Consider the following 17080-nt stretch of genomic DNA (forward strand, 5'->3'; position numbering starts at 1 on the left):
GGACTGAAATCCATGCGCTCGCCCTACCGCGCCACACTGCTTGCCAGCCTGCTCGCCCTCGTGTGTGCCGGCGCGCTGTGGGCCGCCTACGACTGGTTTCAAGGCCGCTACCTGCGAGCGTTCAGCGAGCATACCGCGGTGTTCTCCGGTGACCCGCTGCGCCTGCCCGACAACCTCGCCGGCCCCGGCGCCATCCGCGTTGTGCACTTCTGGGACCCGGCCTGCCCGTGCAACGTCGGCAACCAACAACACCTGAGCGAACTGGTTGAGCATTATGTACCGCAAGGCGTGGAGTTTTATGCGGTACAAAAGCCTGGCAGCCACGGTCAGTTACCGAGCACCTTAAGCCGCCTGAAAAGCATCGCCGTCCTGCCAGGCTCCGAACAGATCCCCGCCAGCCCGGCCGTGGCGATCTGGGATCGCAGCGGCAAACTGGCGTATTTCGGCCCGTACAGCGAAGGCCTGACCTGCAATTCGAATAACAGCTTTATCGAACCGATTCTGCAAGCGTTAAGCGAAGGCCGCATGGTGAATGCCACGCACACACTGGCCGTGGGTTGTTACTGTCCGTGGCCCGTCGACGCAGTGAAGCAAGGCTGACAGGAGACGCGAATCCCTCCTAAGTGCGATGGCCATGTCGCAAAGCCGTGTTAAACAGTGGCGCCAGGGAACTGCAGCCACTGATAACAACAAGGAACCACCATGAAACGTAGCCTGACCGTTCTCGCCCTGCTGATTGTTGCGCTCGCCGCAGGTGCAGGCGGGTACGTCTACAGCAAGCAGCCGACACGCCAGGGCATGGTGGAACTGCAACACCTGCAAGGTTCGGTCACCGTGCGCTACGACGAGCGTGGCATCCCGCACATCCGCGCCGAGAACGAAACCGACCTGTACCGCGCCCTCGGGTACGTCCACGCCCAGGATCGGCTGTTTCAGATGGAAGTCCTGCGCCGCCTCGCCCGCGGCGAACTGGCCGAGGTACTGGGCCCGAAACTGCTCGACACCGACAAGCTGATGCGCAGCTTGCGCATTCGCGAACGCGCCGACACCTACCTGGCGAACATGGACAAACAGTCGCCGGCCTTTATCGCCATGCAAGCCTATCTGGATGGCATCAACCAGTATCAGGACAGTCATTCAAAACCTGCGGAGTTTGATGTACTGGGCATCCCCAAACGCCCGTTCACCGCCCAGGACACCACCAGCATCGCCGGTTACATGGCCTACAGTTTTGCCGCAGCGTTTCGCACCGAGCCGTTACTGACCTACGTGCGCGATCAGTTGGGCGCCAACTACCTGAACGTCTTCGATCTCGACTGGCAGCCCAAGGGCGTGCTGGCGAAAAACCGCAGCGGTGCCATGCCACCCCTCGCCAGTACCGACTGGAAAGACCTCAACGCCCTCGCCCGCCTCAGCGAACAGGCACTGGCCGACAACGGCTTGCCGCAGTTCGAGGGCAGCAACGCCTGGGCTGTCTCCGGCAGTCGGACCAAAAGCGGCAAACCGCTGTTGGCCGGCGACCCGCATATCCGTTTTTCCGCGCCGTCGGTGTGGTATGAAGCGCAGCTCTCGGCGCCGGGCTTCGAGCTCTACGGCCACTATCAGGCATTGATGCCGTTCGCCTCCCTCGGGATGAACCGCGACTTCGGCTGGAGCATCACCATGTTCCAGAACGATGACCTGGACCTGATCGCCGAGAAGATCAACCCGGACAACCCCAATCAGGTCTGGTATCGCGGCAAGTGGGTGGACATGGTGACCAGCGAACAGCAGATCGCGGTCAAGGGCCAGGCGCCGGTGACATTGGTGCTGCGCCAGTCGCCGCACGGCCCGATCGTCAACGATGCGCTGGGCAGCGGCGTCGGTAAAACCCCGATCGCCATGTGGTGGGGTTTTCTCGAAAGCCAGAATCCGATCCTTGAGGGCTTCTACCAGCTCAATCGCGCCGACACCCTGGCCAAGGCGCGCAGTGCCTCCGCAAAGATCCAGGCGCCGGGCCTGAACATCGTCTGGGCCAACGCCAAGGGCGACATCGGCTGGTGGGCAGCGGCGCAACTGCCAAAACGCCCGGCGGGTGTGCGTCCGGGGTTCATCCTCGATGGCAGCACCGCCGACGCGGACAAGGAAGGTTTCTACCCGTTCAGCGCCAACCCACAGGAAGAGAACCCGGCACGCGGTTACATCGTCTCGGCCAACTTCCAGCCGGTGTCGCCGACCGGCATGGAAATTCCCGGTTACTACAACCTGGCCGATCGAGGTCAGCAGCTCAATCGCCAGCTCAGCGACAAAACCATCAAGTGGGATCTGGAGGCCAGCCAGCAGTTGCAACTGGGCACTACCACCGCTTACGGCCCGCGCTTGCTCGCGCCGTTGTTGCCCGTATTGCGTGAAGTGGTGAGCGATCCCGCCGAACTCAAACTGGTTGAGCAATTGGCCCAATGGAAAGGCGATTACCCGCTCGACTCCACCAGCGCCACGCTGTTCAACCAGTTCCTGTTCAACCTGGCTGACGCGACGATGCACGATGAACTGGGCAATGACTTCTTCGAGACGTTGCTGTCGACCCGGGTGATTGATTCCGCACTGCCTCGCCTGGCCGCGACTGCCGATTCACCGTGGTGGGACAACCGCAACACCCTCGGCAAGGAAACCCGCGCCGATACGGTCAAGGTTGCATGGCAGGCGAGCATTGCTCATCTCAAAACCACCCTCGGCGGCGATTTCGCGCAATGGCAGTGGGGCAAGGCGCACACGCTGACCCATGGCCATCCGCTGGGGCAGCAAAAGCCGCTGGACCGTATCTTCAATGTCGGCCCGTTCGCGGCACCCGGCACTCACGAAGTGCCAAACAACCTCTCGGCTAAAATCGGCCCGGCACCGTGGCCAGTCACTTATGGCCCCTCGACCCGCCGCCTGATCGACTTCGCCGACCCGACCCACAGCCTGACCGTCAACCCGGTCGGCCAGAGTGGCGTACCGTTCGACAGCCACTATGAAGATCAGGCTGAAGCGTATATCGAAGGAATCTACTACCAGGCGCACCTCAACGACGAAGAAGTCACGGCCAACACGCGCAGTACATTGAAGCTATTGCCGGCGCGTGCTGCGCAATAGATTTCGGTTGACCGGGCTGACGCCATCGCGAGCAAGCTCGCTCCCACAGTGATCGGTGTAAATCACAATGTTGTGATCAACACAAAACCTGTGGGAGCGAGCTTGCTCGCGATGAGGTCCTGACAAGCGACAAAAATCTCAACTCAAACCATCGCCGCAAAGTTCAGCCTGAACTGCTGCGGCGTCACGCCCAGCCTGCGGTTGAACACACTGCGCATGTGCTGGGCATCGCGAAATCCGCACTGATAAGCCACGGTCTTCAGCGGCGACTGGGTGCTTTCAAGCAGCACCCGCGCCGCATCCACCCTGGCCCGTTCGACGAATTCCGCCGGGGTGACTTTCGCCTCTTTGGCAAACACCCGGGAAAAGTTGCGGGCGCTCATGTTGGCGGCGTTGGCCAGGTCGGCAATGGTCAGGTCGCCCGTCAGGTTGGCCAGCACGTAGAACTGCACCAACGCCACGGCAGAAGTGGGTTCGGCATGTGGCGTGAGGAATGGGCTGAACTGCGACTGCCCGCCCGAGCGCTGAGTGAACACCACCAGTCGCTTTGCCACACTCAGCGCTACTTCCGGCCCGTGATCCCTGGCCAGCAGGTAAAGCGACAGATCAATCCCGGCCGTGACACCCGCCGAGGTGTAGAGCTCGCCGTCCTCAACGTAAAGGCGATCTGCCTCGACCTGAGTCGACGGGCACAACTGCGCCAGCGCCGCGGCGTCGCCCCAGTGGGTGGTGACCGTTCGCCCTTCCAGCAATCCGGCCCGGGCGAGCATGAACGCGCCGTTGCAGATCGAGCCAAAGCGTTGCGCTTGCGCGCAGGCATCGCGCAACCAGGCATCGAATGCCGCACCGAAATCCATGAACGGCAGCTGCGGGCCACCGGCCACCAGTAGCAAGTCGTAGGCCTCCAGTGCTTCGCTGAAATGCCGATGGGCATTGAGTGACAAACCGTTGGAACACGCCATCGCCCCGCGCTCGACGCCGATCACCTCCAGTCGATAGTGATCTGGCGGCTCAAGGAAACGATTGGCTTCGCAAAACACATCCATGGGACCGGTGACGTCCAGGGACTGGACGCCTGAGAACACCACGATGGCAACGGTTTTACTCATGGCAGGAATCGCTCTCAATGGATCAGGGCCCACACTAATCTGTGGCAAGTGCATCTTTGTGGCGAGGGGATTTATCCCCGTTGGAGTGCGCAGCGCTCCCAGACTTTTTGGGGCCGCTGCGCGCCCCAACGGGGATAAATGCCCTCACCACAAAAGCTTATTCACCCTGGGCAACCCTAGCCAATCCACGCGCAACAAGCGAGGTTGGCGCGATATGCATGCTCATTGGCCGGGATCGCAGCCATGGATCGATTGTCCGGTTTCGGGTGCACGGACAGACTGAACCCATCAGCGCCGCCACGGCGTTTCCCATGAGGACAGCACCATGAGCAGCACCATCGCCGGTATCAAAATCCCCGACAGCGCGTTGGCCAAGGCCACCACGGAATACATTCGCGACGTCGAGTCAGACTTGCTGTACCACCACTCGCGTCGCGTGTTCCTGTTCGGCGCATTGAGCGGCGAACGCAAGCAACTGGCCTACAACCCCGAACTGTTGTACGTCGGCGCGATGTTCCATGACTTGGGTCTGGTGGAGGGTCATCGCACTGACGACGAGCGCTTCGAAGTCGATAGCGCCAACGCTGCCAAAGCGTTCCTCAAGCCTTACGGCTTGTCCGACGATGATATCGAGCAAGTGTGGTTGTCGATTGCCCTACACACTACACCGGGGGTGCCGCAACACCTGCGGCCTAACGTGGCGCTGGTCACCGCGGGCGTCGAAATGGATGTGCTGGGCATCGACTACGCCGCGTTTCCTAGCGCGCAACGCGAAGAAGTGGTGCATGCCCACCCGCGTGGCGAAGGGTTCAAGGCGTGCATCCTGTGTGCGTTTGCCAATGGCTTCAAACACAAACCGGACAGCACTTTTGGCACCGTAAACGCGGATGTGCTGGTGGATAGCGAGCCAGGCTTCAAACCGATGAACTTCGTCGAAATCATCCGCAAGTCGCCTTGGATGTCCTAAACCAAATGTGGGAGCGAGCTTGCTCGCGATGAGGGCGTAACAGTCAAAATTGATGTTGACTGAAACTCCGCTATCGCGAGCAAGCTCGCTCCCACATTGGATCTGGGTTAGCCACACATTTGTGGCCAACCTTTAAGCCGCTTCCGGCGCCTGCTGGGCGCGACGCACGTCCGGTTGTTTCCAGGAGTCGGCAGCGCCTTCTTCGATCGCTTGCTGAATCGCACGTTTGCGACTTTCTTCGGCACGACGGCTGAAGAACCAGACCAGGAAGGTCATCAGCGATACCGCCAGCAAAATCAGACTGGCCACGGCGTTGATCTCGGGTTTAACCCCCAGACGTACCGCCGAGAACACTTCCATCGGCAGGGTCGTGGAACCCGGACCGGACACGAAGCTCGCCAGCACCAGGTCATCCAGCGACAGGGCAAACGACATCATGCCGCCGGCCCCCAACGATGGCGCGATCATCGGGATGGTGATCAGGAAGAACACCTTCCACGGCCGCGCACCAAGGTCCATGGCCGCTTCTTCGATGGACAGGTCCAGCTCACGCAAACGCGCCGAAACCACCACCGCCACATACGCCGCACAGAACGTGGTGTGGGCGATCCAGATGGTGAAGATGCCGCGTTCCTGTGGCCAGCCGATCATCTGCGCCATCGCCACGAACAGCAGCAACAGCGACAGACCGGTGATCACTTCGGGCATCACCAGCGGCGCGGTCACCAGGCCACCGAACAGCGTACGACCCTTGAAGTGGGTGATACGGGTCAGCACAAACGCCGCCAACGTACCCAGCACCACCGCCGCTACCGCCGTGTAGCAGGCGATTTCCAGCGAACGTACCACCGAGCCCATCAGTTGGGTGTTGTCCATCAAACCGACGTACCACTTGATCGACCAGCCGCCCCACACCGTCACCAGTTTCGAGGCGTTGAACGAGTAGATCACCAGGATCAGCATCGGCGCGTAGATGAACAGCAAACCTGCTATCAGCATGAAGCTTGAGAAGCGGAAGCGTTTCATTCTTTGCCCTCCATTTCTTTGGCCTGGCTACGGTTGAACAGGATGATCGGCACAATCAGGATCGCCAGCATCACCACCGCCAGGGCAGACGCCACCGGCCAGTCACGGTTGTTGAAGAACTCTTGCCAGAGCACTTTACCGATCATCAGGGTTTCCGGACCGCCAAGCAGTTCCGGGATCACGAACTCGCCCACCACCGGAATGAACACCAGCATGCAACCGGCGACGATGCCGTTCTTGGACAGCGGAATGGTGATCTTCCAGAAGCTGTTGAAGGTGCTCGAACCCAGGTCGGAGGCGGCTTCCAGCAGGCTGTTGTCGTGCTTCACCAGGTTGGCGTAGAGCGGCAGGATCATGAACGGCAGGTACGAATAAACGACACCGATGTACACCGCGAGGTTGGTGTTGAGGATCTGCAGCGGTTCGTCGATCCAGCCCATGGTCATCAGGAAACCATTGAGCAGACCGTTGTTGCTGAGGATGCCCATCCACGCGTAAACGCGGATCAGGATCGCGGTCCAGGTCGGCATCATGATCAGCAGCACGAGTACCGTTTGCATCTCTTTGCGGGCACTGGCAATGGCGTAGGCCATCGGGTAGCCGATCAGCAAACAGAGGACAGTGCTGATCAGCGCCATCTTCAGCGAGCCGAGGTAGGCGGCGATGTACAACTCGTCGCCGGCCAGCATCGCGTAGTTGCTCAGGTTAAGCAGCAACTGCACTTTTTGGTCGAGGTAGCTGTAGATCTCGGTGTACGGCGGAATGGCCACGTCGGCTTCGGCGAAGCTGATCTTCAGGACGATGAAGAACGGCAACATGAAGAACAGGAATAGCCAGATGAACGGAACCCCGATGACCAGCTGACGGCCACCGGGAATTATTCGATTGAGGCGGCGTTTGAATTTGCGCATGTTCATGAGCGAAGTACCACGCCGCTGTCGTCTTCCCAATACACGTAAACCTGGTCACCCCAGGTTGGGCGCTGGCCACGGCGCTCGGCGTTGGCGACGAAAGACTGGACGATCTTGCCGCTCGGCAGCTCGACGTAGAACACCGAGTGGCCACCGAGGTAGGCGATGTCATGCACCTTGCCGCTGGACCAGTTGTATTCGCAAGTCGGCATGGTCGGTGTCACCAGCAGTTTTTCCGGACGGATCGCGTAGGTCACGGATTTGTCCTGCACCGAGGTGCTGATGCCGTGGCCCACGTAAATCTGGCGGTCCAGGTCCTTGCAGGTGATGGTCGCGTGGCCTTCAGCGTCGTCGATCACTTCACCGTCGAAGATGTTGACGTTGCCGATGAACTCGCAGACCAGGCGGCTGGTCGGGGTTTCGTAGATGTCGATCGGGCTGCCGATCTGGGCAATCCAGCCCAGGTGCATGATCGCGATGCGTTCGGCCATGGTCATGGCCTCTTCCTGGTCGTGGGTCACCATGACGCAGGTTACGCCGACCCGCTCGATGATCTCGACAAGCTCAAGCTGCATTTGCGAACGCAGCTTCTTGTCCAGAGCACCCATCGGTTCGTCGAGCAGCAACAGCTTCGGTCGCTTGGCCAGGGAACGCGCCAGGGCTACACGCTGACGCTGGCCACCGGACAACTGATGCGGCTTGCGCTTGGCATACTGCGTCATCTGAACCAGCTTGAGCATGTCCGCGACACGGGCATCGACTTCAGCGGCGGGGATTTTGTCCTGCTTGAGGCCGAAGGCGATGTTCTGCGCCACGGTCATGTGCGGGAACAAGGCGTAGGACTGGAACATCATGTTGATCGGCCGCTCGTACGGCGGCATGTCGGTGATGTCTACGCCATCGAGGAAAATGCGCCCCTCCGTGGGCCGTTCGAAGCCTGCGAGCATGCGCAGCAACGTGGATTTGCCCGATCCCGAACCGCCGAGCAGGGCGAAAATCTCGCCTTTCTTGATTTCCAGGGACACATCGTCCACGGCAATCGTCTCGTCGAACTTCTTCGTGACCCGGTCGATTTTGACCAACACCTGTTTAGGTGATTGGTCGCCCTCGAGGGCTTTCTTATAGGCGCCGGAGGCAACTGCCATTTACGAAACTCCCAGAAAAAAAGAGTGCAGTTCGCTCAAGGTGAGCCAACCTTGGATAGTTTGAGCCTTGTTGCTATTTACCCGACTTGACCTTGGTCCAGCTGCGGGTCATCAAACGTTGAATGTTTGGTGGTAACTCGATAGACACGTAAGTCTTGTCGAGGACTGCTTGCGGTGGGTAAACCGCTTCGTCGGTGCGAATGGACTGTTCCATCAGTTTGTCCGACCCGGGGTTAGGGTTGGCGTAGCCGACGTAATCACTGACCTGGGCGATCACCTCAGGTTTCAGCAAATAGTTGATGAAGGCGTGGGCTTCTTTGACGTTGGCCGAATCCTTCGGAATCGCCAGCATGTCGAACCACAGCGCACCGCCTTCCTTTGGAATCGAGTAGGCGATGTTGACGCCTTTCTTCGCTTCAGCCGCACGGTTTCTGGCCTGGAACATGTCGCCGGAGAAACCGATCGCGACACAGATATCGCCGTTCGCCAGATCGGCGATGTATTTGGAAGAGTGGAAGTACGTCACATAAGGCCGCACTGCCAGCAACGTGGCTTCGGCCTTTTTGTAGTCTTCGGGGTTGGTGCTGTTGGCGTTCAGGCCCATGTAGTTGAGGACCGTCGGCATCATTTCATCGGCGGAGTCGAGGAACGCCACGCCGCAACTGTGCAGCTTCTTGATGTTCTCCGGCTCGAATACCGCAGCCCAGGAATCGATCTTGTCGACACCCAGCACAGCCTTGATCTTGTCGACGTTGTAACCGATGCCGTTGGTGCCCCACAGGTACGGTACGGCGTACAGGTTACCCGGATCGTTCTGCTCCAGACGTTTGAGCAATACGGGGTCGAGGTTCGAGTAGTTCGGCAACTTCGACTTGTCGAGTTTCTGGAAAGCTCCGGCCTTGATCTGCTTGCCAAGGAAGTGGTTGGACGGCACGACCACGTCATAACCGGTACGCCCGGCCAGCAACTTGCCTTCCAGGGTTTCGTTGGAGTCGAACACGTCATAAACCGGCTTGATGCCGGTCTCTTTCTGGAAGTCGGCCAGGGTGGTCTCGCCGATGTAATCGGACCAGTTATAAATATGCACGGTGCCAGCGGCCTGGACACTAACGGCAAGCGTCAGTCCGGCGCCGACCAGCAGTGCATTGCGCAACAAAGAAGAAATAGGCAAGTGCAGGTCCTCTAAAATTAGTTGGGCCCAAGTTGCCCCGCGTTACATGACAGTCATGGCTGCCCAGCAACAAAACCGGCGCGCAACTTACCCTCGAAAAACCGTTCCAGCAAAACTTTTATACGGATAACTGTAGGAGCGAGCCTGCTCGCGATGGTCGTCAACGATAACGCTGGGTGCCTGACACCCAGCGGTGCTCTCAGGTTCAGCGCGAGCAGGCTCGCTCCTACAGGTGTATTACTTACCGGATTTGATCTTGGTCCAGCTGCGAGTCAGGATCCGCTGGGTCGCGGCCGGCAAGTCGGCAATCGCGTACAGCTTGGCCAGCACGTCAGCCGGCGGGTAGATGCCTGGATCGCTGGTGATGTCTTTATCAACCAGTGCAGTAGCTGCCGCGTTACCGTTCGGGAAGCGTACGGCGTTGGTGATGGCGGCCATGACTTCCGGCTTTTGCAGGTAGGTCATGAACTTGTAGGCGCCTTCGACGTTTTCGGCATCTTTAGGGATGGCGACCATGTCGTAGAAGCTGCCAGCACCTTCTTTTGGAATGTTGTAACTGACTTTCACCTTGTCACCGGCTTCAGCCGCACGGGACTTGGCCTGGTAGATGTCGCCCGAGTAACCGACGGCCACGCAGATGTTGCCGTTGGCCAGGTCGGAGATGTACTTGGACGAGTGGAAGTAGGCGATCGAAGGACGAACCTTCATGATCAAGGCTTCAGCCTTGTCGATGTCTTCTTTCTTCTGGCTGTCGGTCGGCAGGCCCAGGTAATGCAGCGCCACCGGGATCATTTCGGTTGGCGAATCGAGCAGGCTGATACCGCACGACTTCAGTTTGGCGGCGTATTCAGGCTTGAAGATCAGGTCCCAGGAATCGGTCGGTGCATCGGCGCCCAGTGCAGCCTTGACCTTCTCGGCGTTGAAACCGATACCGATCGAGCCCCACATGTACGGGAAAGCGTGCTCGTTGCCCGGGTCGCTCACCGATACCGCTTTGAGCAGGTCGGGGTTCAGGTTTTTCCAGTTCGGCAGCTTGGACTTGTCCAGCTTCTGGTAAACACCGGCCTTGATTTGCTTGGCCAGGAAGTTGTTCGACGGCACGACGATGTCGTAACCGGACTTGCCTGCCAGCAACTTGGCTTCCAGCGTTTCGTTGCTGTCAAAAACGTCGTACACCACCTTGATCCCGGACTCTTTCTCGAAGTTCGCGATGGTGTCCGGCGCGATGTAGTCGGACCAGTTATAGACGTGCAACACCTTGTCGTCCGCCTGTACCGCACCCGCCATCATGCCCATAAGGGACATGGCGAGGAGAGTCTTGCCAGCAAGCTTTTTTCCTAATGCCTTCATGCGTAATGCTCCAAATTTTTCTTTTTTGAACCACTTTGTTCAGCGGCCGAACCCGGACAACTGGAACCGCGGCTAGTCTGGCAAGATCCGAGGCGGTCTTTCAAGGAAAGGCCGCCCTTCAGGACTGCTCTGAGCGAAAGTTTCATGAGCCCCGCTCAGAGCCTAGCACTTAGCCCTGCAATGCACTGAGGGTCAGGTCCAGACACTTGCGTGCCTTGGTCACCAACTCATCGATTTCAGCCGGTGTAATCACCAGTGGCGGAGCAATGATCATGGTGTCGCCCACGGCGCGCATGATCAGGCCGTTCTCGAAGCAGAACGTGCGGCAGATCATGCCGGCGCCCTTGCCTTCATAACGCTTGCGAGTGGCTTTGTCCTGCACCAACTCGATCGCCCCCAGCAGACCCACCCCACGCACTTCACCCACCAGGGGATGATCGTTCAGTTCTCGTAGGCGACTCTGCAAATAGGGTGCCGTTTCTGCATGAACGCGCTCGATAATTTTTTCTTCGCGCAGGATGCGGATGTTCTCCAGTGCCACCGCAGCGGCCACCGGGTGTCCGGAATAGGTGAAGCCGTGGTTGAAATCGCCACCTTCGTTGAGCACCGCAACCACTTCGTCACGCACGATCAGGCCACCCATAGGGATGTAGCCGGACGTCAGGCCTTTGGCGATGGTCATCATGTCGGGTTTGAGGTCGTAGAAATCGGTACCGAACCATTCACCGGTACGGCCGAAACCACAGATCACTTCGTCAGCCACGAACAGGATGTCGTACTTGGCGAGGATTTCCTTGATGCGCGGCCAGTAGGTGTCTGGCGGAATGATCACGCCGCCGGCACCCTGGATCGGCTCGGCAATAAAGGCACCGACGTTGTCCACGCCGACTTCCAGAATTTTCTCTTCGAGCTGATTGGCCGCCCAGATACCGAACTCTTCCGGTGTCATCTTGCCGCCTTCAGCAAACCAGTACGGCTGCGCGATGTGGACGATGCCCGGAATCGGCAAGTCGCCTTGTTCGTGCATGTACGTCATGCCACCCAGGCTCGCGCCGGCCACGGTTGAACCGTGATAGCCGTTCTTGCGGCTGATGATGACTTTCTTCTTCGGCTGGCCCTTGATCGCCCAGTAGTGACGAACCATACGCAGCATGGTGTCGTTGCCTTCGGAACCGGAACCGGTGAAGAACACGTGGTTCATGCCTTGTGGCGCGATGTCGGAGATGGCCTTGGCCAGTTCCAGCACCGGCGGGTGAGCCGTCTGGAAGAACAGGTTGTAGTAAGGCAGTTCGCGCATTTGTTTGCTGGCTGCATCGGCCAGTTCATCGCGACCGTAGCCGATCGCCACGCACCACAGGCCGGCCATACCGTCGAGGATCTTGTTGCCTTCGCTGTCCCAGAGGTAAACGCCCTTGGCGTTGGTGATGATCCGCGGGCCTTTCTCTTTCAGCTGTTTGAAATCGCTGAACGGGGCCAGGTGGTGATCGTTGCTCAGGGTTTGCCATTCACGGGTTTGCGGATTGTTGCTGGTCATACGAATCTCCTTAAAAAAATCAGGTGAAAGCGCCGCACGATAACGGCGGCGCCCGGCGCATCAGACGGCGAAGAGCAGGAATTCCCGCTCCCACGAACTGATCACGCGCTTGAAGTTTTCATGCTCGGCCCGCTTGACCGCGACGTAGCCAGTGATGAATTTTTTGCCCAGGTATTTCTCGATCGTCGCGCTGTGTTCCATGCGTTCCAGTGCGTCTTCGATGGTCAGTGGCAGGCGCAGGTTGCGGCGTTCATAGCCACGCCCCACCACCGGCGCACTCGGGTTGATGCCTTCGACCATGCCGATGTAACCGCAGAGCAGGCTCGCGGCAATCGCCAGGTACGGGTTGGCGTCGGCGCCCGGCAGGCGGTTTTCCACCCGACGGTTTTGCGGCCCGGCATCCGGAACCCGCAGGCCCACGGTGCGGTTCTCTTCGCCCCACTCCACGTTCACCGGTGCCGAGGTGTCCGGCAGGAAGCGGCGGAACGAGTTCACGTTAGGCGCGAACAGCGGCAACAGCTCGGGGATCAGTTTCTGCAAACCACCGATGTGATTCAGGAACAACTGGCTCATGGACCCGTCTTCATTGGAGAAGACGTTCTTGCCGGTCTCGATGTCGATAATGCTCTGATGCAAGTGCATCGCACTGCCCGGCTCGCCAGTCATGGGTTTGGCCATGAAGGTGGCTGCCACGTTGTGCTTAAGCGCGGCTTCGCGCATGGTGCGCTTGAACACCAGGATCTGGTCGGCCAGGGACAGGGCATCGCCGTGACGGAAGTTGATTTCCATCTGCGCCGTGCCGTCCTCGTGGATCAGCGTGTCGAGGTCCAGTTCCTGCAATTCGCACCAGTCGTAGACGTCTTCGAACAGCGGATCGAATTCGTTCGCCGCTTCTATCGAGAAGGACTGCCGACCGGTTTCCGGGCGACCGGAACGGCCAACCGGCGGTTGCAGCGGGAAGTCCGGGTCTTCGCAGCGCTTGGTCAGGTAGAACTCCATTTCTGGCGCCACGATCGGCTGCCAGCCCTTGTCGGAATAGAGTTTCAGTACCTTCTTGAGCACGTTGCGCGGCGACAGCTCGATCGGGTTGCCTTGCTTGTCGTAGGTGTCGTGAATCACCTGAGCGGTGGGCTCGATGGCCCACGGCACCAGGAACACCGCATTCGAGTCCGGGCGGCAGATCATGTCGATGTCAGCCGGGTCGAGCAGTTCGTAATAGATGTCGTCTTCGACATAGTCGCCGGTCACGGTCTGCAACAGAACGCTCTCGGGCAGGCGCATGCCTTTTTCGGCAATGAACTTGTTGGTCGGCGAGATCTTGCCCCGGGTGATACCCGTCAAGTCGCCAACCATGCATTCGACTTCTGTGATCTTGTGGTCTTTCAACCAATCGGTGAGCTGGTCGAGGTTGTTACTCATAAATGCCTCTTAGGCTTGGTTTCCTGACTCTTATAAGTCAGGCGTTGTTTGACGCATCGGCGTCGCGTTGTAATGCGCGCTTACGGCAGGCATCGCCAAATGCCTGGAAGATCGCAAGGTAATCCGGGTTTGAGCATACCTGCCATTCGGGATGCCATTGCACCCCCAAAGCAAAACCCTTGCCCTGCGAGACCGAGACGGCCTCGATCAACCCGTCGGGAGCCAAGGCCTCAACGCAAAGGCCCGGCGCCAGACGTTCAACGCCCTGACCATGAATCGAATTGACGTGAATCTCGCTCGCCAGGCCCAGACCTGCGAGCACACCACCCGGTTGGATGTGCACCGGGTGACTTGGCGCATACTGTCCTTCAAGCGGTAGGCTATCGTCTTCACGGTGATCCATGAATGGACCGGCTTCGTGGACTTTTTGATGCAGGCTACCGCCGAACGCCACATTCATTTCCTGGAAGCCGCGACAAATACCGAGCACGGGAATACCGGCCTCGACGGCGGCGCGGATCAACGGGAGGGTGGTGGCATCGCGTGCAGAATCATGAGCAGTGCCCGGCGCGCTGGCTGGGCCGCTATAGTGAAACGGTTCTATATTGGAAGGAGAGCCCGTAAAGAGAATGCCATCCAGACCGTCCAGAATATCGGACGGTGCCAGCAAATCGGCCAGAGACGGAAGAATCACTGGCAGGCCCTTGGCCGCTGAGGCCACGGCGCGGACGTACTTGTCGCCACTGATGTGATAAGCATGCAGACCGATCTGCTTAGAGCAGGCGGTGACGCCGATTAACGGCAGGCGAGACATGAAGCACCCCGGTATTATTGGTGTTATGGGTTTGAATCGAGCTTAGCCTTGTTCATTTTTTTACACAACACCCCCGTAAAAAATACAACACGGCCCGCTCAAACCCGCAGGCGCTAAATCGCTCAAAGGCATAAAAACGCCCCAAAGTGCCTCAAAAAAGCCCAATGGGTGCTTTTTTAGGGCAAAAAAGGCCTCGCTTGACTTCGGCATGCCGTTCGGGTTGACTGGAATCCGAAGAGATCAATGATTGATATTTTTAACAACAAAGGTGTTGCATCATGTCGGTACCCCCGCGTGCCGTTCAGCTTAACGAAGCGAACGCGTTCCTTAAGGAACATCCTGAGGTTCTGTACGTTGACCTTCTGATTGCGGATATGAATGGTGTGGTGCGCGGCAAGCGCATTGAACGCACCAGCCTCCACAAGGTTTACGAGAAAGGCATCAACCTGCCGGCCTCTCTATTTGCTCTGGATATCAATGGCTCGACGGTGGAAAGCACCGGCCTGGGCCTGGACATCGGCGATGCTGACCGAATCTGCTATCCAATCCCTGACACCCTGTGCAACGAGCCTTGGCAGAAGCGCCCGACCGCGCAACTGTTAATGACCATGCACGAACTCGAAGGTGCACCTTTCTTCGCGGATCCCCGTGAAGTCCTGCGTCAAGTTGTTGCCAAGTTCGACGAGATGGGTCTGACCATCTGCGCCGCGTTCGAACTGGAGTTCTACCTGATCGACCAGGAGAACGTGAACGGTCGCCCACAACCGCCTCGCTCGCCAATCTCCGGCAAACGCCCGCATTCGACACAGGTCTACCTGATCGACGACCTCGACGAATACGTCGACTGCCTCCAGGACATTCTGGAAGGTGCGAAAGAGCAAGGCATCCCTGCCGACGCAATCGTCAAGGAAAGTGCCCCGGCGCAGTTCGAAGTGAACCTGCACCACGTTGCCGACCCGATCAAGGCCTGCGACTACGCGGTCCTGCTCAAGCGTCTGATCAAAAACATCGCCTACGACCATGAAATGGACACCACGTTCATGGCCAAGCCTTACCCGGGCCAGGCAGGAAACGGTCTGCACGTCCACATCTCGATTCTTGATAAAGACGGCAAAAACATTTTTGCCAGTGAGGATCCCGAGCAGAACGCCGCACTGCGTCACGCGATCGGCGGTGTGCTCGAGACCCTACCGGCGCAGATGGCTTTCCTCTGCCCGAACGTCAACTCCTACCGTCGTTTCGGCGCACAGTTCTACGTGCCGAATGCTCCATGCTGGGGACTGGACAACCGTACTGTTGCGGTGCGTGTACCGACGGGTTCCGCCGACGCGGTCCGTCTGGAACACCGCGTTGCCGGCGCCGATGCCAACCCGTACCTGCTGATGGCTTCGGTCCTGGCAGGCGTGCACCACGGTCTGGTCAACAAGATCGAGCCTGGCGCCCCCGTGGAAGGCAACTCCTACGAGCAAAACGAGCAAAGCCTGCCGAACAACCTGCGCGATGCATTGCGCGAGCTGGACGACAGCGAAGTCATGGCCAAGTACATCGATCCGAAATACATCGATATCTTCGTCGCCTGTAAAGAGAGCGAGCTGGAGGAGTTCGAACACTCCATCTCCGACCTCGAGTACAACTGGTACCTGCATACCGTGTAAGTGGTTGCAGTAAAAACAACGCCGCCGGCTGATAAAGCCTGCGGCGTTTTTTTATGGCCGCCTTCGGCGGATCGCGAGCAAGCTCGCTCCCACAGGGGATTTCCTGTGTACACAAAACTTATGTTCGCTGGAGATCAAATGTGGGAACGAGCTTGCTCGCGATGGCGTCCTGGCAGACAACATCAAACCCTGCTCGTACAATGCCCGCTGCCCCGCAGGAGACACCGATGACCCGACTCGCCACCCCACGCAAACCCCGCGCTCGCAGCCAGGCCCGGATCGATTCAATACTCGATGCCGCCCGCACGCTGCTGGCGGCCGAGGGCGTGGCCAGTCTGTCGATCTATAGCGTCGCCGAACGCGCGGAAATCCCGCCCTCCTCCGTCTACCACTTCTTTGCCAGCGTCCCGGCGCTGCTCGAAGCCCTGACGGCCGACGTCCACGCGGCGTTCCGTGCCTGCCTGCAAGCACCCATCAACCACGAAGCCCTCAACGGCTGGCACGATCTGTCGCGACTGGTGGAACAACGCATGCTCGCGATCTACAGCGAAGACGCCGCCGCCCGACAGCTCATTCTTGCCCAGCACGGGCTGACCGAAGTCACCCAGGCCGACCGTCAGCACGACATCGAACTCGGCGACCTGATGCACAAACTCTTCGACCACCACTTCGAGCTGCCGAGACTGCCGACGGACGTTGATGTGTTTGCGTTGGCCATGGAGCTCGGCGACCGCGTCTATGCGCGCTCGGTGCAACAACACGGACAGATCACCCCACGCATGGCCGAAGAAGGCATGCGGGTATTCGACGCCTATCTGGGCCTGTATTTGCCGCCCTACCTGCCCAAGCGCGGCGTGTAACGCAA

14 protein-coding genes are annotated in these 17080 nt (G+C 59.1%); 5 read left to right on the forward strand and 9 right to left on the reverse strand.

Features of this window, described 5'->3' with window-relative positions; all coding sequences use genetic code 11:
* Nucleotides 1-12 precede the first annotated feature (12 nt).
* Both VD17_RS10295 and VD17_RS10300 read left to right on the forward strand, forming a co-directional pair.
* Nucleotides 13-600, forward strand: coding sequence for a DUF6436 domain-containing protein (locus tag VD17_RS10295; protein WP_046053743.1), 588 nt, complete (start codon nt 13-15; stop codon nt 598-600).
* A 102-nt stretch (nt 601-702) separates the two neighbouring features.
* Complete coding sequence (locus tag VD17_RS10300) at nt 703-3114, forward strand: penicillin acylase family protein (RefSeq protein ID WP_046053744.1); 2412 nt, start codon at nt 703-705, stop codon at nt 3112-3114.
* A 143-nt stretch (nt 3115-3257) separates the two neighbouring features.
* On the opposite strand, the gene VD17_RS10305 is transcribed toward VD17_RS10300, so the two are convergent.
* Nucleotides 3258-4223: a GlxA family transcriptional regulator gene (locus VD17_RS10305; protein ID WP_046053745.1), complete on the reverse strand. Its 966-nt coding sequence runs from the start codon at nt 4221-4223 to the stop codon at nt 3258-3260.
* Nucleotides 4224-4548: 325 nt separating this feature from the next.
* On the opposite strand from VD17_RS10305, the gene VD17_RS10310 reads away from it, so the two are divergent.
* The gene (locus tag VD17_RS10310; protein WP_046053746.1) at nt 4549-5190 is read left to right on the forward strand and encodes an HD domain-containing protein; all 642 of its coding nucleotides are present in this window, start codon (nt 4549-4551) and stop codon (nt 5188-5190) included.
* A gap of 132 nt (nt 5191-5322) precedes the next feature.
* Here the strand turns inward: VD17_RS10310 and VD17_RS10315 are convergent, their stop codons facing one another.
* The 8 genes from VD17_RS10315 to VD17_RS10350 form a co-directional block, all read right to left on the reverse strand.
* Complete coding sequence (locus VD17_RS10315; protein ID WP_033060575.1) at nt 5323-6216, reverse strand: ABC transporter permease subunit; 894 nt, start codon at nt 6214-6216, stop codon at nt 5323-5325.
* Entirely contained in the window at nt 6213-7133 is a 921-nt protein-coding gene (locus VD17_RS10320) for an ABC transporter permease subunit (RefSeq protein ID WP_046053747.1), read from the reverse strand. Before VD17_RS10320 ends, VD17_RS10315 begins: the two co-directional genes overlap by 4 nt.
* On the reverse strand, nt 7130-8272 hold the full coding sequence (locus VD17_RS10325) for an ABC transporter ATP-binding protein (protein WP_008150457.1): 1143 nt from the start codon (nt 8270-8272) through the stop codon (nt 7130-7132). The genes VD17_RS10320 and VD17_RS10325 overlap by 4 nt, the downstream gene beginning before the upstream one ends.
* Before the next feature lie 73 nt (nt 8273-8345).
* Nucleotides 8346-9443 carry a polyamine ABC transporter substrate-binding protein gene (locus VD17_RS10330; RefSeq protein WP_046053748.1) on the reverse strand — a complete coding sequence of 366 codons (1098 nt, stop codon included), beginning with the start codon at nt 9441-9443 and terminating at the stop codon, nt 8346-8348.
* Nucleotides 9444-9680: 237 nt separating this feature from the next.
* Complete coding sequence (locus VD17_RS10335) at nt 9681-10793, reverse strand: polyamine ABC transporter substrate-binding protein (protein ID WP_046053749.1); 1113 nt, start codon at nt 10791-10793, stop codon at nt 9681-9683.
* 169 nt (nt 10794-10962) lie between these two features.
* Nucleotides 10963-12327 carry an aspartate aminotransferase family protein gene (locus VD17_RS10340; RefSeq protein WP_046053750.1) on the reverse strand — a complete coding sequence of 455 codons (1365 nt, stop codon included), beginning with the start codon at nt 12325-12327 and terminating at the stop codon, nt 10963-10965.
* Between the two features lie 60 nt (nt 12328-12387).
* Nucleotides 12388-13746 carry a glutamine synthetase family protein gene (locus tag VD17_RS10345; protein ID WP_033060583.1) on the reverse strand — a complete coding sequence of 453 codons (1359 nt, stop codon included), beginning with the start codon at nt 13744-13746 and terminating at the stop codon, nt 12388-12390.
* Between the two features lie 37 nt (nt 13747-13783).
* Nucleotides 13784-14560 (reverse strand): gamma-glutamyl-gamma-aminobutyrate hydrolase family protein, encoded by a 777-nt coding sequence (locus VD17_RS10350; RefSeq protein ID WP_046053751.1) that lies wholly within the window; start codon nt 14558-14560, stop codon nt 13784-13786.
* 278 nt (nt 14561-14838) lie between these two features.
* On the opposite strand from VD17_RS10350, the gene VD17_RS10355 reads away from it, so the two are divergent.
* Nucleotides 14839-16215, forward strand: a complete 1377-nt coding sequence (locus tag VD17_RS10355) for a glutamine synthetase family protein (protein ID WP_046053752.1) — start codon at nt 14839-14841, stop codon at nt 16213-16215.
* Nucleotides 16216-16442: 227 nt separating this feature from the next.
* The gene (locus tag VD17_RS10360; RefSeq protein ID WP_046053753.1) at nt 16443-17075 is read left to right on the forward strand and encodes a TetR/AcrR family transcriptional regulator; all 633 of its coding nucleotides are present in this window, start codon (nt 16443-16445) and stop codon (nt 17073-17075) included.
* The last annotated feature ends 5 nt before the right edge of the window (nt 17076-17080 follow it).

It is taken from the genome of Pseudomonas fluorescens, from assembly GCF_000968015.1.
GTDB classification, from domain to species: Bacteria; Pseudomonadota; Gammaproteobacteria; order Pseudomonadales; family Pseudomonadaceae; genus Aquipseudomonas; species Aquipseudomonas fluorescens_W.